Source organism: Aeromonas sp., from assembly GCF_051657805.1.
Classification (GTDB): domain Bacteria; phylum Pseudomonadota; class Gammaproteobacteria; order Enterobacterales; family Aeromonadaceae; genus Aeromonas.
This window is the reverse complement of the sequence record NZ_JBOFLJ010000027.1, coordinates 73535-94656: the sequence shown is the minus strand read 5'-3', so window position 1 is coordinate 94656 and position 21122 is coordinate 73535. Positions and strand designations below refer to the sequence as shown.

General features: G+C 63.4%; 22 protein-coding genes. 6 read left to right on the top strand and 16 right to left on the bottom strand.

Features of this window, described 5'->3' with window-relative positions; translation table 11 throughout:
• Positions 1-40: 40 nt before the first annotated feature.
• Entirely contained in the window at positions 41-1039 is a 999-nt protein-coding gene (locus tag ACRCYW_RS13415; protein WP_349920579.1) for a BMP family lipoprotein, read from the bottom strand.
• A 421-nt stretch (positions 1040-1460) separates the two neighbouring features.
• On the opposite strand from ACRCYW_RS13415, the gene uvrD reads away from it, so the two are divergent.
• The gene (gene uvrD, locus ACRCYW_RS13410; RefSeq protein ID WP_438550581.1) at positions 1461-3632 is read left to right on the top strand and encodes a DNA helicase II; all 2172 of its coding nucleotides are present in this window, start codon (positions 1461-1463) and stop codon (positions 3630-3632) included.
• A 339-nt stretch (positions 3633-3971) separates the two neighbouring features.
• Here the strand turns inward: uvrD and ACRCYW_RS13405 are convergent, their stop codons facing one another.
• The gene (locus tag ACRCYW_RS13405; RefSeq protein ID WP_438550580.1) at positions 3972-4724 is read right to left on the bottom strand and encodes an LEM-3-like GIY-YIG domain-containing protein; all 753 of its coding nucleotides are present in this window, start codon (positions 4722-4724) and stop codon (positions 3972-3974) included.
• A 233-nt stretch (positions 4725-4957) separates the two neighbouring features.
• On the opposite strand from ACRCYW_RS13405, the gene ACRCYW_RS13400 reads away from it, so the two are divergent.
• The gene (locus ACRCYW_RS13400) at positions 4958-5452 is read left to right on the top strand and encodes a hypothetical protein (protein WP_438550579.1); all 495 of its coding nucleotides are present in this window, start codon (positions 4958-4960) and stop codon (positions 5450-5452) included.
• A gap of 182 nt (positions 5453-5634) precedes the next feature.
• Here the strand turns inward: ACRCYW_RS13400 and ydfZ are convergent, their stop codons facing one another.
• Positions 5635-5832 carry a putative selenium delivery protein YdfZ gene (gene ydfZ, locus ACRCYW_RS13395; RefSeq protein WP_438550578.1) on the bottom strand — a complete coding sequence of 66 codons (198 nt, stop codon included), beginning with the start codon at positions 5830-5832 and terminating at the stop codon, positions 5635-5637.
• Between the two features lie 272 nt (positions 5833-6104).
• Between ydfZ and ACRCYW_RS13390 the strand changes: the two genes are divergently transcribed.
• Positions 6105-6605: a DUF1993 domain-containing protein gene (locus ACRCYW_RS13390; RefSeq protein ID WP_438550577.1), complete on the top strand. Its 501-nt coding sequence runs from the start codon at positions 6105-6107 to the stop codon at positions 6603-6605.
• 240 nt (positions 6606-6845) lie between these two features.
• Here ACRCYW_RS13390 and ACRCYW_RS13385 read toward each other — a convergent pair whose 3' ends face one another.
• Positions 6846-7295 carry an SRPBCC family protein gene (locus ACRCYW_RS13385; protein WP_438550576.1) on the bottom strand — a complete coding sequence of 150 codons (450 nt, stop codon included), beginning with the start codon at positions 7293-7295 and terminating at the stop codon, positions 6846-6848.
• Between the two features lie 92 nt (positions 7296-7387).
• Entirely contained in the window at positions 7388-8332 is a 945-nt protein-coding gene (locus ACRCYW_RS13380) for a LysR family transcriptional regulator (RefSeq protein WP_438550575.1), read from the bottom strand.
• Positions 8333-8436: 104 nt separating this feature from the next.
• Between ACRCYW_RS13380 and eamB the strand changes: the two genes are divergently transcribed.
• Positions 8437-9024 carry a cysteine/O-acetylserine transporter gene (gene eamB, locus ACRCYW_RS13375; RefSeq protein ID WP_438550574.1) on the top strand — a complete coding sequence of 196 codons (588 nt, stop codon included), beginning with the start codon at positions 8437-8439 and terminating at the stop codon, positions 9022-9024.
• A gap of 143 nt (positions 9025-9167) precedes the next feature.
• Positions 9168-9887, top strand: a complete 720-nt coding sequence (locus tag ACRCYW_RS13370) for a chromophore lyase CpcT/CpeT (protein ID WP_438550573.1) — start codon at positions 9168-9170, stop codon at positions 9885-9887.
• A gap of 59 nt (positions 9888-9946) precedes the next feature.
• Here the strand turns inward: ACRCYW_RS13370 and ACRCYW_RS13365 are convergent, their stop codons facing one another.
• The 9 genes from ACRCYW_RS13365 to ACRCYW_RS13325 form a co-directional block, all read right to left on the bottom strand.
• Positions 9947-10105, bottom strand: coding sequence for a hypothetical protein (locus ACRCYW_RS13365; RefSeq protein WP_438550572.1), 159 nt, complete (start codon positions 10103-10105; stop codon positions 9947-9949).
• Positions 10106-10122: 17 nt separating this feature from the next.
• A complete protein-coding gene (locus ACRCYW_RS13360; protein WP_438550571.1) occupies positions 10123-10539 on the bottom strand; it encodes a hypothetical protein in 417 nt (138 codons plus the stop codon).
• A 157-nt stretch (positions 10540-10696) separates the two neighbouring features.
• Positions 10697-11812, bottom strand: a complete 1116-nt coding sequence (locus ACRCYW_RS13355) for a YeeE/YedE family protein (protein ID WP_438550570.1) — start codon at positions 11810-11812, stop codon at positions 10697-10699.
• Between the two features lie 119 nt (positions 11813-11931).
• Positions 11932-13170, bottom strand: coding sequence for an MFS transporter (locus tag ACRCYW_RS13350; RefSeq protein WP_438550569.1), 1239 nt, complete (start codon positions 13168-13170; stop codon positions 11932-11934).
• Between the two features lie 11 nt (positions 13171-13181).
• On the bottom strand, positions 13182-14435 hold the full coding sequence (locus ACRCYW_RS13345) for an ATP-grasp domain-containing protein (protein WP_438550568.1): 1254 nt from the start codon (positions 14433-14435) through the stop codon (positions 13182-13184).
• Entirely contained in the window at positions 14432-15622 is a 1191-nt protein-coding gene (locus ACRCYW_RS13340; protein ID WP_438550567.1) for an ATP-grasp domain-containing protein, read from the bottom strand. The genes ACRCYW_RS13345 and ACRCYW_RS13340 overlap by 4 nt, the downstream gene beginning before the upstream one ends.
• Positions 15619-16875, bottom strand: coding sequence for an ATP-grasp domain-containing protein (locus ACRCYW_RS13335; protein WP_438550566.1), 1257 nt, complete (start codon positions 16873-16875; stop codon positions 15619-15621). Before ACRCYW_RS13335 ends, ACRCYW_RS13340 begins: the two co-directional genes overlap by 4 nt.
• 45 nt (positions 16876-16920) lie before the next feature.
• Positions 16921-17676 carry an iron-containing redox enzyme family protein gene (locus ACRCYW_RS13330; protein ID WP_438550565.1) on the bottom strand — a complete coding sequence of 252 codons (756 nt, stop codon included), beginning with the start codon at positions 17674-17676 and terminating at the stop codon, positions 16921-16923.
• Positions 17677-17696: 20 nt separating this feature from the next.
• Entirely contained in the window at positions 17697-17960 is a 264-nt protein-coding gene (locus tag ACRCYW_RS13325) for a 2Fe-2S iron-sulfur cluster-binding protein (RefSeq protein WP_438550564.1), read from the bottom strand.
• A gap of 158 nt (positions 17961-18118) precedes the next feature.
• Here ACRCYW_RS13325 and ACRCYW_RS13320 point away from each other — a divergent pair, with 158 nt between their 5' ends.
• Positions 18119-19537 carry a PLP-dependent aminotransferase family protein gene (locus ACRCYW_RS13320; protein WP_438550563.1) on the top strand — a complete coding sequence of 473 codons (1419 nt, stop codon included), beginning with the start codon at positions 18119-18121 and terminating at the stop codon, positions 19535-19537.
• 1 nt (position 19538) lies between these two features.
• Here the strand turns inward: ACRCYW_RS13320 and ACRCYW_RS13315 are convergent, their stop codons facing one another.
• The gene (locus ACRCYW_RS13315) at positions 19539-20180 is read right to left on the bottom strand and encodes a LysE family translocator (RefSeq protein WP_438550562.1); all 642 of its coding nucleotides are present in this window, start codon (positions 20178-20180) and stop codon (positions 19539-19541) included.
• A 127-nt stretch (positions 20181-20307) separates the two neighbouring features.
• Positions 20308-21108, bottom strand: coding sequence for a helix-turn-helix domain-containing protein (locus ACRCYW_RS13310; RefSeq protein WP_438550561.1), 801 nt, complete (start codon positions 21106-21108; stop codon positions 20308-20310).
• Between the last annotated feature and the right edge of the window lie 14 nt (positions 21109-21122).

Below are 21122 nucleotides of genomic sequence, written 5' to 3'. Positions count from 1 at the left end.
TGCGGGCCGGTCATCATAGGTTGAGAGTCGTAGCAGAGACTCAGTACTTACAGGAGTTGTCGCTCATGTAGTCGTGCACCTTGATCTTGCCGGCGATGATGTCGGCCTTGATGGCGTCGACCTTGGCCTTCATCTCCGGTGTGATCAGCTTGGCATTGTTCTCGTCCAGTGCCCAATCCACACCGCCTTCCGCCAGACCCAGGGACTGGATGCCAGGCTTCCACTCGCCCTTGGCGGCGTCATCCCAGCTCTTGTAAGCGGCCAGGCCGACAGATTTGACCATGGAGGTCAGCATGGTGCCCGGCTGCAGGTGGTTCTGGTTGGAATCCACGCCGATGGCCAGCTTGCCTTCGTCCTTGGCGGCCTGATAGACACCGATGCCGGTGCCGCCGGCGGCGGCATAGACAACGTCGGCGCCCTTGGCGAACTGGGACTTGGCCAGCTCTGCACCCTTGGCCGGGTCAGCAAAGGCGGCCGGGGTGGAGCCGGTCATGTTCTGGTATACGTCGATCTTCGGATTGATGTACTTGGCGCCCTGCTCGTAGCCGCACTGGAACTTGCGGATCAGCGGGATGTCCATGCCGCCCACGAAGCCGACCTTGCCGGTCTTGGAGGCGATGGCCGCCAGTGCACCCACCAGGAAGGAACCTTCATGCTCCTTGAAGATGAGGGACTGTACGTTCGGCTTGTCGACCACCATGTCGATGATGGTGAACTGGGTTTTCGGGAACTCGGTGGCGACCTTCTCTACCGCAGAGCCCATGTTGAAGCCGACGGCGACGATGGGACCGTTGCCACGGCTGGCCAGACGGCGCAGGCCCTGCTCACGCTGGGCTTCGTTCTGGGGTTCGAACTCCTTGACCTTGACGCCTTTGTCCTTGTTGTAGACTTCGACGCCGTTGCGGAACACGGCTTCGTTGAAGGACTTGTCGAATTTGCCGGCGGTGTCATAGATGACGGCGGGCTCGGAGGCCGCCTGGGCAGACAGGGCAGCGAGGGTGAGGGCGGCCACGGTGGCCAGCTTGAGCACTTTAGTCACGATCGTATCCTTGATTGTTATGTTGAGGGTCCACAACCCGCCGTAGCAGCAGGCTATAAAGCACGCTGGCTAACTGTAAGTGAGCCAACTTGTGGGTCAAGGAGATCATAAAGGAAAAACGTTTGCGTTAACGGTTTGAAATATAAGCAAATTGCTTTATAAGTGTTTGTTTTTAACCTTGTTTTCAGAACTAAATGCTGCGATTAATAGGGTTCAAATGACATTTTTGTTTGTATTCATCGAGTTATGCGCAAGCGTTTTCGTTGTTTGATGAAAAAGGCGGCTTCCATTGACGCTATTTTGTGGCATGGAAACAGCATCTTCTCCTGCTGCGAACGGCCACGGCCCTATGTCACGCGGATTTGGTCTCTGGCCGCTCAGGCCGTATAATCGCCGCCTGTATAAATAAACAGGAGTGGTGATGGACGTTTCAACCCTGCTCGACGGGCTCAACGACAAGCAAAGAGACGCGGTGGCGGCCCCCCGTTGCAACCTGCTGGTGCTGGCGGGTGCCGGTTCGGGCAAGACCCGGGTACTGGTGCACCGCATCGCTTGGCTGATGCAGGTGGAGCGTTGTTCACCCTTCTCCATCATCGCCGTGACCTTTACCAACAAGGCCGCCGCCGAGATGCGTGGCCGGGTCGAGAAGGTGATAGGCGACGGCGTGCGCGGCATGTGGATAGGCACCTTCCACGGCATCGCCCACCGATTGCTGCGGGCCCACCATCTGGATGCGGGCCTGCCGCAAGACTTCCAGATCCTCGACTCCGACGATCAGTACCGTCTCATCCGTCGGGTGCTCAAGGCGCTGAACCTGGACGAGAAGCACTGGGCTCCCCGCGCTGTGATGGGCTACATCAACGGCAAGAAGGACGAAGGCCTGCGCCCCGGCGACATCGATCTCTACGGCGACCCCGTCACCCGTACCTATCAGCAGATCTACAAGACCTACCAGGAGACCTGCGATCGCTCAGGGCTGGTGGATTTTGCCGAGCTCCTGCTGCGCGCCCACGAGCTGTGGCTGAACAAGCCGCACATCCTCGAGCACTACCGGGATCGCTTCCAGAACATATTGGTGGACGAGTTCCAGGATACCAACGGCATCCAGTACGCCTGGCTGCGGATGCTGGCCGGCGACAGCGGCCGGGTGATGATCGTCGGTGACGATGACCAGTCCATCTACGGCTGGCGCGGCGCCAAGATAGAGAACATCCAGCGCTTCCTGACCGACTACCAGGGGGCGGAGACCATACGCCTCGAGCAGAACTACCGCTCCACCGCCAATATCCTGAAAGCCGCCAACAGCGTCATCGCCAACAACGCGGAGCGCCTCGGCAAGGAGCTATGGACCGAGGGGGCCGAGGGCGAGCCGATCTCTCTGTATGCAGCCTTCAACGAGGTGGACGAGGCCCGCTTCGTGGTCGGTCGCCTCAAGGACTGGAAGGAGAAGGGGGGCCTGCTCACCGACTGCGCCATCCTCTATCGCTCCAACGCCCAGTCACGGGTGCTGGAAGAGGCGCTGATGCAGGACGCCATGCCGTACCGCATCTACGGCGGTCTGCGCTTCTTCGAGCGCCAGGAGATCAAGGATGCCATGGCCTACCTGCGCCTCATCAACAACCGCGGCGACGACGCCAGCTTCGAGCGGGTCGTTAACACCCCGACCCGCGGCATCGGCGATCGCACCCTGGAGATCCTGCGTAACAACGCTCGGGATCAGGGCCAGAACCTGTGGCAGTCCGCCAAAACCCTGCTCAACGACAAGGTGCTGACCGGCCGCGCCGGCAACGCGGTGCGCGGCTTCGTCGATCTCATCGATGCACTGGAGGAGCAGGTCTCCCTGCTGCCCCTGCATCAGCAGGCGGATATTGCCATCCAGCACTCCGGCCTCAAGGCCATGTATCTGGCGGAGAAGGGCGAGAAGTCCCAGGCGCGGGTGGAAAACCTGGACGAGTTGGTCACCGCCTGCCGCCAGTACCAGCGGCCGGACGAGTTGGAGGACATGAGCGATCTCTCCGCCTTCCTCGCCCACGCGGCGCTGGAGGCGGGGGAGGGTCAGGCGGACGAATACGCCGATGCGGTACAGCTGATGACGCTGCACAGCGCCAAGGGCCTGGAGTTCCCCCTGGTGCTGCTGGTCGGCGTCGAGGAAGGGATGTTCCCGAGCCAGCAATCCACCGAGGAGTCGGGCCGTCTCGAGGAGGAGCGCCGCCTCTGTTACGTGGGCATGACCCGCGCCATGGAGAAGCTCTACATCTGTTATGCGGAGAGCCGCCGCATCTACGGCCGCGAAATGTTCCACAAGCCGAGCCGCTTTATCCGCGAGATGCCCGCCGACTGCCTGGAAGAGATCCGGCTGCGCACCCAGGTGAGCCGCCCTACCCAGTACGGTCGTTTCAGCCAGAACGAGGTGCAGCAGAGCTTCGACGCCAGCGGCATCAAGCTCGGTCAGCGGGTGCTACACCCGAAATTCGGGGAAGGCATAGTGCTGAACTTCGAAGGGGTCGGCCAGCAGAGCCGGGTGCAGATCCAGTTCGACGACGTCGGCGCCAAGTGGCTCGTCACTGCCTACGCCAGATTGGAAGCGCTCTAATTCCCTCACCCTGACCCTCTCCCAACGGGAGAGGGGATCATCCTAGCGATAGTCCTTGCCCCCTTATCCTCCCGTGGGAGACGTGCTTTTTCCAGAGATCATCTTTGCTCCCTTCTCCTCTTGCGGGAGAAGGGTTGGGGACGAGGGGGACGTTTGCAAATGGTGTCGTGGCCTGCCGTCGTGCAGAACGCGAAGGCATGGCCCTCGACAGGGTTTCGCCCGCCCTGTGGGCCAGGCTAGTTATTCCTCTTTGCATTGCCAAGAAAAGTCACTAATTGATTACTGCTAATTAGTGGCTTCGCAATCATTCTTGGCGTTGGCTTGGTAATTGGAGGCTAATCACTCTCCTTGCTCCGCTTTGCCCCAACTGTATTTAACCGGATTGGCGGCTCCTTTTTTTTGGAAGGCTTTCGGAACGGATCTACCTACGTACTGAGACCGGATATTTTCAGGCGCTTCATGACCAAAAAAACCCAATCTGCCGGTCATTGGCTCGCGGCCAGGGAAATGTTCTGGTGTGGCTGGTAGCCACTGTTCTGGGACAAATGCACCGACAATCATGCCTTGAATGGTGGCTAGGACTAGTTCGGCTTCCTCGACCTTCACTCTACTCAGTTTCCAGGCATACCTGGTAGCTTCGTAGATTGAGTGCTCAGCGGCACTGCGGTTAATTGTGATGAGGAGAGCTTTGTGTTTAATCACGGCTGGTTTGGCTGCATAGCGGCGAATGATCTCAGTTGCATGCATTACGCCGAATTCGCCATTACCCATCCCGCCAGCAATATTGGTTAGTCCTGGATAAGCTTCGATAAGAGCGGCTTCTACCTCAAATGCCGTATTATCATCCATTCCATGGCGGTGAATCACATGCCCAACCTCTAACCCAGCCAAGTGAATCTCACGAATTCGCTTAAGTTTATTGCTTGGATCTTCGGAGTCCCCTTCTTCTCGAATATGTGCAAATACTCGATCTCCTACACCTTTCCCAACATAGAAGGTTTCACCATTGCGAGGGTCAATTAGCCGATACACATAAGTTTTTAGCTTCTCGGCTACACCCTTCGGAAATCCGTCAGTCTTATTATTGTTCATTAGTAGTCCTGTAACGCCCGCATCAATCTAGGCGAGAGCATTGGCAATGCCAAACCAAATGAGTTTCAATCTGGAATGAAACTGTATTTTCACTCTATATATCAAAGAGTGAGGATATTTTTCTTGCCTCAATATACTCCTAGTAATATGCACCACCTGCTTTAAAGGCAGTCCATGCTACGGCATACTGCCTTAATATGTGATGGGAGTCATTAATGTCTCGATGGATACCGATGATTGATCTCCTGAGGCGATGGCTCTGGCGAAAAACGCTGTTGGCGCTGCTGACCAGCCTGCTGTTTCTGCTCTCGTTCACCCTGTTTCAATACGCATCCTGGTGGCCAGCGCTGGAGGTCGATTCCTTCCTCGAATGGAACTGTTTCTCTTCAGGGCGCACCTTTACCGAACTAGCCCTGCCCATGCTGGAGTTTGGTGCCTTGTTGGGAGCTTTCTTCTGGCCGCTGTTTTTGTTGACACCGCGTTCACTGCTACCAGTGCTCTTTGCCGGGCTCTGGTTGTGGCAGACCTATGATATCGCCTTTATGACGGCGACAGCCTCTACTTGGCTACCGCGAGAAGTCATTCATGCCTTTATCCTGCCCCACACCCACTGGCTGTTACTTTCCCTGCTGCCGCCTCTGCTGCTGATCCGTTATCTCGGCAGGCGGCTGCTGGCACCGGCGCCAGAAACCCAGTCAGGGGCGGTCATAGTTTCAGGCAAGCCATAGCCAGAGTGGGGAAACAAGGCGTGGTCAGGGCCTGATCCGCACGGTTCTATGAGGGCCAACCCAAGGGGCCATGGGCATAAACGGGGAGAAACGCGGGGGAGGGGGAACCAGAAACCCGACCGTCTGACGGGGCGCGGCGGCCGGGTGAATTGTAAAGAGTAGGGTGACAGCTAATGCCGGTATCAGCCTAGTCTAATCAACTCGATGGGCGCGTAACGCTCTCGGGTGTTGGCCAGCAGTACGCACTTCTCGTGCTCTGCCTCATAGGGGGTCATATTGTCGGTGTGGGCCTCCTTCAGGGTATCGACGGCGCCGGTGGCGGCGATCATCACGCGCTGACCCAGGTGCAGCGCGTTTCTGTTCCGGTCATAGATCTTCATGACATCCTCCTTATCTGTGTCCAGGAAACCGCTTCAGACTACGCCTCTGAAAAAGGGTGATGCATGTCACAGATCAAAAAAGAGGCGAAGAGGGACTCATTGTGGGGTTGGGCTCCGGAGCATCGGCAGCATGGGCTTGCCGGGTTTGTCATCCCTTGTCGTCTCGCACCGAGACCCTCTGTGCTTTTTGCCAGTCAGGGCTCGAACCGGGGAGGGGATGCGCTATAGTGATGCCGCTTGTTTCACTGCCTTCAACCAACCGAGAGTGCATTATGAATCGTGATATCGCCGCCCAGTTTATCAAGATGCTGACCAACCTCGACCACTGCCTGGCCAAGGCCGAGGCCCACGCCGAAGGGAAGAAGTTCAACGTGGACAACTTTGTGGGCGAGCGTCTTATCGTCGACATGCTGCCCTTCTCCAAGCAGGTGCTGATCTGCTGCGACAGCGCCCGCGCCGTGATCGCCACCGCCAGCCTGAGCGAGCCGCCTGTGCTGGGGGACGATCCCAAGACCATGGCGGATCTGCGCGCCCATATCGGCAAGACCATCGCCTATCTGCAGAGCAAGCTGGAGGCCGATTTCAGCCAGTATACGAGCGGTCACTACTATCCCTATTGGGCCGGTGGCAAGGGCATGGATGGCCATACCTGCGTCCACGAGTACGGCATCCCGAACTTCTACTTCCACCTGACCATGGCCTATGCCCTGCTGCGCCAGGCCGGGGTGAACCTCGGCAAGGGTGATTATCTGGGTGGCCTGAACCTGCAATAAGAACCCATCCCATCAGGCTAGTTAACTCGCCATGTTGAACCCAGGCAGTGCTCGACATCCTCACGTACTCCAGTACGCTCCGGTTTCTGCGCGCTGGCTGTGTCCAAACTGCCTTCGACAATGACGCCTATTGGGATAGGAGTCGCGGTCTGTCGAAATGAAGAGAGCCTGCCAGTTTGGCAGGCTCTCTGTTTTTTGGGCGCCGGGTTCGGTCTGCGTTGGGCCCCTGACGCAGGGCCGTTATTCGCTCGGGAGCTCCGGCTCCACCAGGGCGGCGAGCTGGGCCAGGGACTCCTGCCAGCCGAGGTAACACATCTCCACCGGGATGACCGCCGGGATCCCGGCCTGCTCGATGGCGAGCTCGGTGCCGCACAGCACCTCTGTCAGTCTGATGGTGACCTTCATCTCCCCCGGCAGGTTGGGATCATCGAAGCGGTCCGTGTAGCGGATGCGCTTGCCCGGCTCCAGCTCCTGATATTCGCCGCCAAAGGCGTGGCTATGGCCGGTGCCGAAATTGGTGAACGCCATGCGAAAGTGGCCGCCGACCCTGGCGTCCAGCTCTGCCACCTTGCAGGTAAAGCCATTAGGCGGCAGCCACTTGGCCAGCGCCTCCCCTTCGATAAAGGCGCGATAGACCCGCAGGGGCGGGGCCTTGAGGACGCGATGCAGCGTCACTGTTCCTGTGCTCATATTGGATTCCTTCTCTGTGGTGTCCGAGCAAGGATAGTCGCTCGGGGGAAGGACAACCGGGGGTCGGGAGTCGTGGCGCCCCCATGGAAGGGTCAGCTTGCAGTCAGGCGTAGTTCACCCTGGTCGCCATGAGTGGCCGCATTTGCCGCTGGCGGCTCCTCCTCTGTCAGGCACGCCTGCACGCACTCCATAAACACCCGCATGGCGGGGCTGACAAACTTGCCGGCGTGGTGGGCGCACAGGGCCGTGATGACGAGGGGGGTGGGGGAGAAGGGCAGCTCCTGCAGCTCACCCGAGCTAAGCTCCCGCTCGATGGCGAAGCGGGGCAGGAAGGAGACGCCGAGGTTGCTGGCCACGCAGCGCTTGATGCTCTCTATGCTCCACAGCTCTATGGTGCCATCCAGGGTGATGGCGCGCTGGCGAAGGGTGCTCTCGAACAGCTGACGGAAGATGCACTGAGGCTCGTTGATGATGAAGCTGACCGGCAGGTGCTGATCCGGGCGGGTGAAGTCGATGCCGCTGAGGGCAGGGGAGGCTACCAGCACCAGGGGTTGCTCGCCAAAGCTCTCCATCTGCAGGGCGGCGTCGTTGCCGACCCGGTAGAAGATGCCGAGATCGGCCTCGTCCGCCAGCAGCGCATCGCGAATAACGTAGCAGTTCAGGGACTGAAGCGACAGGCGCACTCCCGGGGCCAGCCGCTTGAAGCGCTCGAGCACCGCCGGCATCTTGTAGGCCAGCAGGGTTTCGCCGATGGCGACCCTGAGCTCGCCGCTCGGCTCGGCGTCCTGCTGCGCCGCCTGGCGCAGACCCGCCATCACCCGGATCATCTCGTGCACATGGGGCATGATGTTCTGCCCAGCCTTGGTCAGGCACATGCGACGCCCTATTTTTTCGAACAGTTGCAGCGAAAGTTCCTGCTCCAACTGCTGGATATGGAAGGTTATCGTCGACTGGGTGCAGCAGAGCTTGCGGGATGCCTTCACGAAGGAGCCCTCCTCGATCACCGTCTTGAGGGTAATGAGACGTCGCAGATCCATGGGGACTCCAATTCATCGAAATAGTTGAATTAAGCATGCTAAAACATTCGATTTTTTGATGCCAGTGGCCGCGTTAAGGTATCACTCCCATTCGGAGAAACACCATGACCTCGACCCTTGTCAGCGCATTTTTGACCTACACCCTGATCACGGCCATGACGCCGGGACCGAACAACATCCTGGCCCTGAGCGCCGCCAACCAGCATGGTCTGCGCCGCAGCGGCCGGGTGCTGGCGGGCATGAGTGCGGGCTTCCTGCTGATCATGCTGCTGTGTGCCCTGTTCACCTTCACCCTGATCAGCCTCTCCCCCGGGCTGGTTGGCTGGCTCGGCTGGGCCGGGGCGGCTTATGTGCTCTGGCTGGCCTGGCGCATTGCGACCAGCGGCTCCAACCTGTCGAGCACAGATGGGGCCTTGCCCGGCTTCTGGACCAGCTTCTGGCTGCAGTTCGTGAACGTGAAGATCATCCTCTACGGCATCACGGCGCTCTCCACCTTCGTGCTGCCCCACACCACAGAATTCGTCTGGGTGCTGGGCGTCAGTCTGCTGCTGGCGCTGATCGGCACCTTGGGGAACCTCTGTTGGGCTCTGGCGGGTCATCTGCTGCAGCCCCTGTTCCAGCGCCACGGCCGCATCCTGAACCTGACCCTGGCGGCCCTGCTGGTCTACTGTGCGGTTCGAATGCTGATCTGACGGGGCACAGGCCGGGGCTGCGTCGCAGTCGTTCGCTAACACAGTGATTTTTCATCGGATCTTCGAGGAGTTGATCAAGATAGAGGTTATTGCCGCCGTTCGCTCATATAATCGCCGCCATGCAAGCGACTCGGAAGGATTCGATGATAAAGCTGATGGTGGCCCTGCTCGGGCTCTGCTACGCCAGTCTCGGCGGGGCGGCGCCCACTCCCTTCGTGACGACCCCTGCCGAGCAGCCGGTCAGCGCCGGGGCCCGGCAACAAGTTCATGGACAGGGGGTTCAACCGGTCGGCGCGGATCTCTCCATGGAGCCCCTGCTCTCCTGGTTCTCCGGCGAGTTCTCCAGCCGGGAGCAGGCCGGTTACGACAAGCGTTTCACCAGCGCCGAGCTGCGGCTGGTGGAGATCTGGCCCGACTACCGGGGCTTTCGCTGGGTCTATGCCGAACAGTTCCTCACCGAACGGGCGGTGCGACCGTTTCGCCAGCGCATCTACCGCTTCTCGCCGGTGCCGGATGGCCGCATCCTGATGGCGGAATTCACCATGCCGAGGGCCACCGACTTCGCCGGTGCCTGGCGCAGACCCGAGCTGCTCGATACCCTGACCCCGCAACAACTCTCCCTGCGCCAGGGCTGCGAGATCTGGCTGAGCCGCCAACTCACGGGGGAGTACAGGGGTCACAGCAAGGTGGGCAGCTGCGCCACCGACTTCGGCGGCGCCAGCACCCTGGTGCAATACCTCTGGATCGGCCCCAACAGCATCAGGCTGCTGGACAGGGCCTATGACAACGAGGCGCACCAGCGCTGGGGCAGTCCGGGGGAGGGTTATGTCTATCTGCGGCGGGTGAAGCAGCGGGGGGAGTGAGGGGCCGATTTGGCCCCTTTTTGATCCGTCTGACCCGGGCTCAGGGGAGGGCGCTGCGTCTAGTCGATCAGGGTGCCTATGCCGGCACCGATGAGCATGCCCGAGGTGGTATTGCCGCTGAGGCTGCCGACACCGGCACCGACCATGCCGCCGGCGACGGTCGAGCAGCCCGCCAGGAGCCAGAGGGCGAATAGCAGGGCGGTGGGGGTCAGTTTCATCTCTTCCTCCAATGGGCTCAGTGGCCCTGCTGGTTCTGCAGCCTGGGTTTGGCCACTTCGTTCCACATCACGACGATGACTGGGGTATCGAGCTTGCCCGGGTTCGCGCCGTACCAGCGATCGATGCGATCGGACACCTCACCGAGGGATATATCGGCGAGCCCGATCTTGGCCCGACGTGAGAAGGTCTGCTGCCCGGCGGGCACATGGCGCTCGTCCCAGTCGACGGCCACAGAGAGCAGGTTGGCCACCCCGAACAGGAAGGCGTGCCGCATCTGGGGCGTGGCCCGCAGCCAGTCGTTGCCATTGGCGAAGTGCTGGGCAGTGACCGCAGTGGCGGGGGATGGGGGGGCCACCTTCTCCTGTGCCGCAAGGGGGGAGGCGAGGGCGAGCAGGATGGCGACCGATGCCGCCAGGGAGTGAAGACGCTTCATGGGAGCCCTCTTGAATGGGGGAAGCGTTCGGTGGCAAGCCTGAAGAGGCGCCGCCAGACGCCCCTCTAGTATGGGCTCCTGCCGGCAGCCTTGCCTCCCGACACGGCGACGGAAGGCAGGGCGGGAATGGATGCCCCGGCCCGGGGCATCCAGAGGATCAGCGTGCCAGCCCGAACAGCGGCCGCAGGCGGATGCCGATCAGGCTGCCGCCGAGCGCCATCAACATCCAGACCCAGCCGTGCAGGCTGCCGGAGGCCGTGCCGTCGAAGTAACCGCCGAGGTTGCAGGCACTGTACATGGCCCCCATCCCCATCAATAAGCCCCCCAGTACGGCCGCCAGGCTGTTGCCGAGGCGCGCGGGCGCGAAGCTGGCGCCGCCGCTCAGGCAGCGGGCCAGGGCCGCCCCCAGGATCCCGAGCCAGAACATGCCCACCATGGGGTTCTGGAAGAAGGGCTGGGCCAGCTTGGGATTCTCCTGATAGAGGCCGAACAGGGAGGCGCCGCGCAGGGCCATCTCGTGCACGGCCCCCGTGATGGTCCAGGCCGAGCCGTGCAGGGCGACCACGGCGGAGTTGAGCAGGGCGATGAGGATGCCGCCGGTCAGCACGGTGAAGCGCCCATCCCGCCAGAAGGGGTTGCCGCCGCCGAGCAGGGGTTGCACCTCACCGGTGCGTTGCCGCTCGCTCTTGCGAAACAGCCAGAACAGGGCGCCGACCAGCGCCAGGTTCAGCACCATGCCGCTCCAGTGGTTGCCGGTCAGATCCTTGAACAGCACCGTCTGGCTGCTGAAGGTGGCATCCAGGGCCGGGCGGAACTGGCTGCTGATGAGGGTGCCTATGCCGTAGCAGACCAGCACCAGCCAGAAGCGGGGCTGCCCCTCGCCGCAGCAATAGAGGGTGCCGGTGGCGCAGACCCCGGCCAGCTGCATGCCGATGCCGAACAGGAAGGCGCCGACGATGAAGGGCACGCCGATGGCCATGACGTTGCCCACCATGGCATCCCCGAACAGGGCGTGGCTGAAGGAGAGGAAGCTGGTAAACAGCAGGATCTCGATGGCGATGGTCAGCAGGTGAATGCGCACATAGTAGCTGTTGCGCCGGGTCAGCATCTCGCGCCAGCCGAAGACGATGCCGAAGCGGCTGAAGGAGAGGGTGAAGCCGAAGCCGAAACCGATGAGGGCCATCAGGGCCCACTTCATGCCGAAGTGCTGGCCCAGATAGAAGAGCGCTCCCCCCGCGAGAGCCACGATGGGGAGCGACCATTGTCGAGTCATGCCGATACATCCTTCACATTGTTGTGGTAAAGGCGTGCATCCTAATCCCGCAATGAGTCCAACGCCAGTCCGATCGGGCCCGGGCACCCGAGTGAGTGCCGGGGGCTGCGCCGGCCGGCTTATTTGTTGCCCGCCTCCACCGCCGAGGGAGCGGGCTGCGGGGGTGTCCGGGTCCGGGCGGCACCGGCCAGGGCGCGATAGAGCAGCAGATAACCCAGGGCGCTCACCAGACTCGCCACCAGGAAGATCTCCTGCACAGGTACCCAACTGCCGAACAGCGCCACGATGAGCCCGGCCAGGGGCAGGCTGAGCTGATTGAGCAGCACCATCAGGCTGATCACCCGGCCCCGCTGCTGCTCCGCTATCCAGTGCAGTCGCTCGGTGCGGATGAAAACGTTGAACAGGCCGCACAGGCCGTAGCTGAGGCCGCAGCCCAGTAGATACCAGCCGAAGCTGGGAGCCCTGGCCATGATGAGGCCCCCCGCCAGGATCAGCAGGAAGGCGAGCTGCCCTATCCAGTAGACGCTGAAGCGGCGCAGCAGCCAGGGCATCAGCAGGAAGGCGGCGATGGAGATGATCCCCATGGTGAGCTGGACGCTGGCCAGGGTCTGATCGCTCTGACCGAACAGCCCCAGGGTCATGGGGGCGGCGGTGGCGAGGGCCAGGCCGACGATCAGGTTGACCAGCATGGCGAGCCCGACCAGGCGCAGCAGGGTGGGCTGGGCCAGCAGGGCTCCCAGCCCCTCCCTCAGCTCGGGCAGCAGGGCGCGCCGCCCCGCCGCCGGCACCAGGGAGGCTCCCCGGGTCAGCCCCAGCACGCCGGTGGCGCTCAGGGCGAACCCCAGGGCGCACCCCCACAGCAACTGGGTCGCCGGCATCCAGATGAGCAGGGCCGCCGCCAGGGCGGGGCCGAGCACGCTGGCCCCGTTGTTGGTGAGCTGCAACCAGCTCTGGGCCTTGGCCATCTCGGACTGGGGCACCAGCTGGGGCAATGTGGTCTCGAGGGCGATGAAGGCCTGGGCGTAGCAGAAGGCGCAGAGCGCCATCATCAGCAGGATGGGGGCCAGACCGCTGCCGGGCCAGAGGGTCATGATGAGGGCTGTGACCACGCAGGCCGCCGCTCTCAGACCGTCCGCCAGTATGTAGACGCGCCGCCCCCCGACCCGGTCGGCGAACACGCCGGCCAGGGGCAGGGAGACGAGGCGGGGCAGCCACTCGATGAAGAAGGCCAGCCCGGACAGGGCGACGCTGCCGGTGCTGCGATAGACCAGCAGGGGCACGGCAAACTGGAGGATCTGATCGCCGAGCCCGGACAGCAGGCGAGAGCCCAGAAAGACGGAGAAACGCATTCCCTGCATGGTGATGCTCCTCAGTAACTGGCGACGGGGGCGTCGCAGGTGATGACGGTGGCGGCCTCGATGGCCTCGGCCAGCGCGTCGAGCCGGGTGCGCAGGGTGTGATAGTCCGCATGGTGCAGCACTATGTGGCCCATGAAGCCGGCATTATCGGTTACCCGGCTGCTGACCCTGTCCCCCCTGCTCCTGCTGTAGCTGCCCTGATGCAGCGTGATCCCGAGCCCCCTGGCCAGCTCGGCCATGTCCGGCAACTGGTGCAGCACCCCCGCCTGACGGGGACGCAGCATGCGGATCCCGCTGTAACCGCGCAGAGCCGGCTGGACTGGCTGGTTCTGGCCCGTCATGGCCCAGTGCAGCCAGGCCTGCCAGGGATCGAACCCGTCGAAGCTCAGGGCCGCGAGATCCCAGATGTGCATGCCGGCCGGCCTCATGTTGCTCTCGACGGCGCTGGCCCCGTCCGCTCGCAGGAACAGCTCGTTGTGATAGGCCCCCCAGTCCTCGGCCAGCAACTGGCGCATGAACTCCCCGGCCTGCAACAGCCAGTCTCCCTGCTCCGGCGGGAGGGGGGCCGGCACTATCTGCTGGTATTCCGCCCGGTATGCCCCCGTGGTGGTGTGCTTCTCGGTCAGCCAGCGGCAGCCGGCGACATAGTCCCAGCTGTACTCCTGCGCCGCCTCGATGAGGGGCTCCATGATGAGACCGGCGGCTCTATAGGGGGCCAACTCTTCCCAGATGGCGGCGCAGTCGCTGTGTTCGAGGACGGCGATGCAGCCGCGGCTGTTGCCCTCCGCCACCGGTTTGATGAAGCCCCTGCCCCCGAGGGCCTGACGGGTGGCGATCAGCGACGCCAGGCTGTCGATGGGCTGGGCCGTCAGCGGCAGGTAGTGGGCCGGAGCAGCCGCCTCGGCCTCCATGAGCCGGAAGCGCCGCTTGTCGAGACCCGCCAGCGCCGCCTGGGGTTGGCCGCCCGGCAACCGGTAGTGCCGGGCCAGTTCGGCGCCGAGAGGCACTCCCCGATCGGAGAAGGGGAGTATGCCCACCGGAGTCAACGCCGCCTCGGTGAGCGCCTGGCTGACAGGGGGCAGGTCGGGGGACTGGCCGAGTTCGGCCTCGATCACCAGGTCGGCGGCCTGCGTATCCTGAGGTCCTATGCGCTCCACGACCAGCACCAGCTTGCAGCCGAAGCTGCGATGGGCCAGCTGGCGCAGCTTGGCGACATCATAGATGCGCACATTGTTGTAACCGACGATCACGAAACAGGGGGTCATGCGGATGCCTCCATCAACGAGGGGGAAGGGATAATCGTCTCGACAGGGGTCTGTGCCAGCAGTTCGGCGAGGGCCAGCGGCAGGCGCTCCCCGCGCCCCTGCACTATGCCGGAGAGGGGGGTGGCACCGGTGGCATAGCTGATGTTGCCGAGACGCGCCGTCCTGGGGGCGGCCTGATGCCAGCTATGGAGCAGTGCCCCCCAGCGCAGGGGCTCGAAGCGGATGTGCTGGGCCCCCGCGGTGTGGTGGGCCGGATAGACGAACCAGCCGTAGTGGGTGTCGCAGGGTGGCTTCGCCTGCTGAGCGATGACCCCGTGCAACTGGTATTGCAGATCGATGTGATAGAGGTTGATCCCGGTGCGCAGCGCGAAGGTCTCCGCCACGCCGGCCCCGCCGACCCGGCAGGCTGTCTCGAGGAAACAGGGGTGACCGCGCTCATCCTTGATCAGCTCGAAGTGGAAGCAGCCCTGGCGCTGGCCGAGGGCCGCCAGGGTACGGCGCAGCAGCCTGGCCATCGGCTCGTCACCGGGTACCTGCACCGAGCCAAGGGGCGCGCCCCCGGCGTAGTCCAGGCAGTTGCCGACGTAGCGGCTGGCGATCGACTGGATGACGACGCCATCGCGCAGGAAGCCGTCCAGATGATAGATCTCCCCCGGGACGAAGGCCTCGACGAAGTAGGTCTCCGGGGTGTCCAGGCGCTGGATGGCCTCGAGCACTGTCCGTCTGTCTCCCGCCACTATGCCCGTGCTGGACGCCTCCAGCCGGGGCTTGAGCACGAAGAGGCCGGGGCCGTCCGGCTGGCGCACGAAGTCGCCCAGTGACCAGAAGTCGGGCTGGGGGATGCCGGCGGCACGGCACTGGGTACGCATGGCCCACTTGTCGCGCAGGGGTAGTATGGCGGCCGGGGGATCCCCCGGGATGGCGAACTGCTCGCGCAGCTCGGCGGCGACCAGCAGCTCGTACTCGGAGCGGGCGATCAGCCTGTCCGCCCTGGCGAGCAGGGCGGCGCACTGCTGGCTCAGGGTCTGGGTCTCGAAGTGGCTGACCTCCTGATAGTGGCTGCCGGGGGGAAGGTCCCCCTGCCCACCGGGCAGGCAGAGGTAGTCGACCCTGTGCTCTGCATGATCGATCACCAGGTCGTAGCGGATCTTGGCATAGGGCAGCCGGTGCAAGATGACGATGTTCATGCTCGATACTCCACCTGGAAGTGATGGGCCGTACTGGCCGCGAAGTCGGGGAACTTGTGCTCGGGCAGATCCGAGATGTCCCACAGGGCCTGGCCGATGAAGATCTCCCGCTCGGTGTCGGGCAGGCGATCCCCGTGCTGGACGAACAGCCGCTGATCCAGCAGGGGAGCCTGGTCGGTGGGCTGAGGCTGGATCCGGGCGACCGTCTGCCCGCCCTGGCCGAAGAAAACCCGGAAGAAGCTGCGTCGGTTGGTCGGAGAAGAAGGGGCGGCGGGCTGGGCGAGCAGGCTGTCCAGCCAGCGGGAAAGCAGGTCGACGCCGGCGTGGTGCCGGGTGCTCTCCAGTATGTAGGCGCCGCCCACCCGTGGGTTGATCTCCACTATCTCCCAGCCCGACGGGGCCGAGAACTTGGCCTCGATATGAAACAGGCCAGTCTCTATCTCCAGACAGGCGAGGCAGCGTGCGACAAAGGCCTTGCCCGCGGCCAGCTGGGCTTCCCGCAGGGAGACGGGGGGGCACACGCAGGCGTTTTCCAGCACGGTGAATCCCTGCTGGCACACTTCGATCTTCTCATGCACGGCCAGGATCTCGGCCTGACCCTGCTCCACTATCACCTCGAAGCAGAACTCGGATCCGGCGATCAGATCTTCGATGATGAACTCGGGCTCACCCTGAAAGACGCCGGCATAGGCCTTGTCTGCGCAGGCTTGCTGCCAGAGCCGTGTCAGCTGCGACAGCTGGTCGAGTTGACTGGCTCGAAACGCCCCGAAGGAGGCGAGCCCTGTCCTCGGCTTGATGAAGAAGGCGTCACGGTCGGCGATCTGCTGCCAGCGAGACTCGGTGAGGGGATGCGCCTCTATGCGTGAAAGGCCGTGGCGGTGCAGCCATTGGCGCATGGTCAGCTTGTCCCGCAGCCGGGCCACGCCGTTGACGTCGAGATCCGTCGCACCAAGCATGGCGTTGGTCTCCGCCATCAGCTCGCGATAGGCGTCCCAGACACTGATGCAGGCGATCAGTTTGACGTCGGCCGAGAGCCGGGCCAGGAAGTGCGTGATGTCCTGCATGGTCAAGGCGTGGTCCTGGGTTACCTCGAGCCGGGTCACCCGATCGACCCAGGGGGGATTCAGCTCGCGCACCGGCTGGGAAGAGAGCACATGGCTGTCGAGGCCCCTGGCGGCGAGCAGTTGCTGCAGGGGCGTGACCATGGAGAGCTGTTGATGGGACAGGATGAGGATGCCCGGGCGTGAATTCATGGGATGACTCCTTGGGGGCCTGCCAAGGCAGGCCCCACCGGCTTGCTATGCCGCTTGCTCTGTGGCGTTGGCGTGGGTCTGGTACAGCTCGACGAAGAACAGCTTGAGCAGCTCCTGGATCTCGCTGAAGTAGCGCTTGATGTCGACGATGTCCTGCTCCTGTTCGATGAGCAGGTGCAGGATGTCCCACATCTCCTGGGTATGGTCTTCCACCAGATCCGTATTCAGATGGGCAGCCTGCCCCGCAATCTTCTCCTGGCCGAGGGAGTCGGCCATGGCCGCGATCTGCTTGGGGGTGATCTTCTGGGTGGTGTATTCGACCAGATAGCTGTAGCAGACCACGCCGATGGGCTTCTCGTGCTCGGCCACGAAATAGAGGTAGCCTGCCAGCAGCCGGGTATAGAAGCTGGGCTCGGTGCGGTAGATCTCCTCCTGGCTGACCCCGATGCGGGCCGCATCCTGGATGAAGAGGGTGTCGTGCAGCATCTCCTCGTCCTGATAGGCGGCGTACAGCTGGGCGGCCTCGGCGTTGATGCGGCTTATCTTGTGCAGGTTGTTGCACTGGGCGCTGCGCATCAGGCGGATGCGCCAGGCGTGCTCGATGAGGGTCTGGCGATAGTAAGCCAGGTTGATCTCGCTGCCCTCCAGATGACGGGCGAAGGGAACGGTACGGTTCCACTCGTCTATCTTGGTGTCCAGAAACGCATCCAGCTCCCGTTTCACCTGGGCGCTCTCCTGAAGAGAGAGCAGAGGCTTGCGGCGTGCGATGGCCTGATCCGTGATGCGGTTTTTCAATTCCATTTGATTTCCCTTGAGTTGGCTTAACGAAGAGTGACATCCCCCAGCACCCGGCATTGGCAGGCCAGGCGCAGGTTGGCATCGGTTTGCCCCTTGAGTGCGAACAGACGCTCCTCTCTGGGGGTCAGGGCCGAGAGATGTTGCAACCCCTCGACCACATTGATGGTGCAGGTACCGCAATTGCCTGCGCGGCAGGCGAAAGTGATGTGATCGTCCATATCGAGCAGCCGGATTGGCTCGGGTGAGTCGATGACGATGCCGGTTTCCAGAAAGGTGATGCTTGGCATGCTTGAATCCCAACGAATGAAGGGAGGCCACCAGAGGCCACCCGCACTGACGCCAACTCTAATGAGTGGATGGACAGTAGGGCAGGGAAAGGGGGTATTCATTTGGCATTACTTTGCCGGTAGAGTGGCCGGTAAAGTGAGGAAGGAGTCTCGCAGTCATGATGATCCCCGACCTGGCATTCAAGCCGAGGGAACCCAAGGTAGTACAGATCACGGACCATCTCGGTCAGCTGATTAAGGAGGGGGCCTTGCCGGCCGGCGCGCGCCTGCCCTCCATCCACGCCCTGATGCGGCAGTTCGGGGTGAGCAAGTTCACCGTGGTGGACGCCCTGGACAGGTTGAAGGGCCAGCAGCTGGTGCAGGCCAGCCAGGGACGCGGCTACTTCGTGTCGCGCCACAGCCCGCAGCCGGATAGCGACTGCCTGGGGCAGCTGCTGCCCCAGGACTTTCTGAGCGTCTCCCGCCGTGCCCTGATCGGCGAACAGGTCGCGAGCAGGCCGGGCTGTGGCTTCCTGCCCGCCGACTGGCTCGACGATGACAGCTTGCGCCAGGCCCTGCGTCAGGTGAGCCGTCAGCCCCATCTCAGGCTGGCGGAGTACGGGGACGCCGCCGGCTATCGCCCCCTGCGCGAGACCCTGAGGGCCCGTCTGGCCGGCCTCGGCATGTCCCTCGGCACCAGCCAGATAGTGACCACGGCCAATACCATGCAGGCTCTGGATCTGCTGCTCCGGCTGCTGGTGCGGCCCGGGGATGCGGTGCTGGTGGACGATCCCTGCTACTTCAACTTTCACGGCATCCTCGGCCTGCACGGCGCCCGGGTCTTCTCCCTGCCCCGGGGCCCCAACGGGCCCGACATGGCGCTGCTGGAGCGCTGGCTGAAGGAGGAGCAGCCCAGGCTCTACCTGACCTCTGGCCTGCTGCACAACCCGACCAGCCAGTCCCTCTCCGCCGCCCAGGCCTTCACCCTGCTGCAACTGCTGTCGCGCTGGAATTGCCATCTCATCGAGGACGATCTCTACGGGGATCTGCTGGGGGAGGGCATGCCCCGTCTGGCGAGCCTGGGGGGCTCTGAGCGGGTGACCTATGTCTCCGGCTTCTCCAAGCTGCTCAGCGCCAACCTGCGGATAGGCTTCGTGGTGGCGAGCCCGGCCCTGGCGGCGAGCCTGGCCGGGTTGAAGCAGGTGTGTGGCGGGGTCACCGCCGAGATCGGGGAGCGGGTGCTGACCAGTCTGCTGCGCGATGGCGACTATGACAGGCAGGTGCGTCGCATCCGGCAGCGCCTGTACGACGCTGGGGAGCGGGTCGATGGCTGGCTGCTGGGGCTGGGATGCCGGCTGGAATTCAACGGCCGGTGCGGCTTGTTTCGCTGGGTGAGGCTGCCCGATGGTGTCGATGGCGAGGTGCTGACCCAGGCCGCCCTGGCGGATGGCATTGCGCTGGCCCCGGGGTCACTGTTCACCCGGGGCCTGCAGGGCCGCCACTATATGCGGCTCAACCTGGCCCACACAGATCACCCCGAGCTGATGGCCCGCCTGGGCCGGCTGATTGCAACCTGCCGGGAGCAGGCCAGCGCCTGAGTCAGAGATAAGCGCTCGCCTCGACGGCCAGCTCGGCCAGGATGGAGAGGCTGACGGCGCAAAACAGCAGGCCGGTCACCAGGTTGAGCGGTCGCTGGACCCGGCCGAGCAGCCCCTGGGCGCGCGGGGTGGAGAGGCTCCAGGCCAGCAGGCCGAACCAGGCCAATGACAGCAGGAACAGCTCCAGGATCAGCAGGCCACGGGTCAGGCCATCCACCTGTGGCGTCACCATGGCCGCTAGCAACCCCATGAAGAACAAGAGCGCCTTGGGGTTGAGCAGGTTGGTGGCGAGGCCACTTTTGATGCCCTTGCGCCAGCCCTGGCGATCCCCCCCCGCCCTGAAGGCCTGCCCCGCCGCCCCCTGCCAGGCGCCCTTGAGCGCCCCATAGCCGAGCCAGCCGAGATAGAGGGCCCCCACCACCTTGACCCCGAGGAACAGCCAGGGATGGCTCGCGATCAGCAGGCTGATGCCGGTGAGGCTCAGGGTGGCGTGCAGCAGGATGGCGAGCGCTATGCCGAGCGCCGCCCCGAGGGCGGTTGGCCTGTGCAGACTGGTGCGCAGGATAAGGGCGAAGTCCGGGCCCGGGCTCGCCAGGGCGACGAGATGGATGAGACCTATGGTCAGGAACAGGCTGGTAAACATGGGATACCTCGACGACAAGACGAGGGCACAGCATGGGGCATGGTCGGGGTGGCTGGCTTGTAAAAGATTGCACGGCGGTGGCGAGGGGCCCGGGAGTTAGGGGGGCCTGATCGCCGGGCTGGCGGCTCTAGGGTCGCATCTGCTGGCGGTACTCCGCCGGGGTGAGCCCGAAGGCCTGGCGAAAACCGTGGTGGAAGTGGCTCTGATCGAAGAAGCCGACCGCCAGCGCCACCTCGCTCACCGGCAGGCCGCTGCCGAGCAGGCGTTTGCCCTGCTCGAGGCGCAGCCGCTTGAGCCAGGCGTAGGGGGTCATGCCGGTCTTCTTCTTGAACTGGCGCAGGAAGGCGAAGCGATCCAGCCCGAACTGGGCGGCGAGATCCTCCAGGCTGTGATGCCCGTCCAGCCGGCCGAGCAGATAGTCCCGCAGGTACCGCAGCTGGGGATCCGCCAGGGCGTGGCGCTCGGGGGAGAGGTGCAGCAGTTCGCCGAGCAGGCCGAGCAGCTCGCTCTCCGCCAGCAGGCCGTCCGGCTCGGGATTGTCCAGATACATGTGCAAGCGGGCGAAGCCCTGATAGAGGTCGGGTCGGCTCTGCAAGCCCTTGTCGAAGAAAGGTTCCGGGCTGTTTGGCAGCCAGCGGGCCAGCTGTTCGGGGGCGATGGCGAACACCCGCACCTCATACCCCTCCGGCAGCAGGCTCAGGCCGTCGTGCATCTCGTCCGGGTTGACGGTGGAGAGCTCGCCGCGCACCAGGTTGTGGCTGCTGCCCTTGTGGATGAACTTCTGGCCGCCCCGCTGCACCAGACCGATGTGGTAGTCCAGGTGCACGTGGCGGCCGTAGCTGAACTCCCTGTGGTGGGAGTGGGAGAGCTCGACCCCCGGCAGCAGCCGGGATTGCCAGTAGTGGATGCGGGATTGGGGTGCGTTCATGGGTTATTGATACC